The organism is Variovorax sp. P2_H12, from assembly GCF_056403395.1.
Window position 1 is genome coordinate 1 of sequence record NZ_JBFUFO010000107.1, and the last position, 1,007, is coordinate 1,007.

The 1,007-nt window shown below is 65.4% G+C and carries 2 protein-coding genes; both read left to right on the forward strand.

The genetic code is table 11. The features are described from left to right. Positions 1 to 705 (forward strand): electron transfer flavoprotein subunit beta/FixA family protein (locus tag AC1DYK_RS35390; RefSeq protein WP_478170521.1); only part of this gene is annotated, 705 nt, incomplete at its 5' end. A 77-nt stretch (positions 706 to 782) separates the two neighbouring features. Beyond that, positions 783 to 1,007: adenine nucleotide alpha hydrolase family protein (locus AC1DYK_RS35395; RefSeq protein ID WP_478170522.1), on the forward strand; the 225-nt coding region annotated here is incomplete at its 3' end.

Here is a 1,007-nt window from a genome sequence, read left to right on the forward strand (position 1 = left end):
AAGGTGCGCGTGAAGAGCGACGGCACCGGTGTGGACATTGCCAACGTGAAGATGAGCATGAACCCCTTCGACGAGATCGCGGTCGAAGAGGCGGTGCGCCTGAAGGAAAAGGGCGTGGCCACCGAGATCATCGCGGTCTCGTGCGGCGACGCGAAGTGCCAGGAGACCCTGCGCACCGCGATGGCCATCGGCGCCGACCGCGCCATCCTGGTGGAGAGCACCGAGGAGCTGCAGCCGCTCGCCGTGGCGAAGCTCTTGAAGGCGCTGGTCGACAAGGAGCAGCCGAGCCTCATCATCCTGGGCAAGCAGGCGATCGACGACGACGCCAACCAGACCGGCCAGATGCTGGCGGCGCTGGCCGGCCTGCCGCAGGCCACCTTCGCCTCGAAGGTCGAAGTGGCCGGCGACAAGGTCAACGTGACGCGCGAGGTCGACGGCGGCCTGGAAACGATCTCCCTCTCGCTGCCCGCGGTGATCACCACCGACCTGCGCCTGAACGAGCCGCGCTACGTCACCCTGCCCAACATCATGAAGGCGAAGAAGAAGCAGCTCGACGTGGTCAAGCCCGAAGAGCTCGGCGTGGACGTCAAGCCGCGCCTGAAGACGCTGAAGGTCTCGGAGCCGCCCAAGCGCGGTGCCGGCATCAAGGTGCCTGATGTGGCCACCCTGGTGGACAAGCTGAAGAACGAAGCGAAGGTCATCTGAACCGCTTGCGGGACAGACCGCAGCGCGAAGCGCAAGCTCTGTCCCCAACTGACTAGATCTATTTTTTGGAACAAAAAATGACCGTACTTGTTATTGCCGAACACGACCACGCCACCTTGAAGCCGGCGACCCTCAACACCGTGACCGCGGGTATTGCCTGCGCCAGCGGCGATGTCCATGTGCTGGTGGCCGGTGCGAACGCCGCCGACGCCGCCAAGGCCGCCGCCCAGGTCGCGGGCGTGGCCAAGGTGATCGTCGCCGACAGCCCCTCGCTGGCCGAGAACCTGGCGGAGAACGTCGCC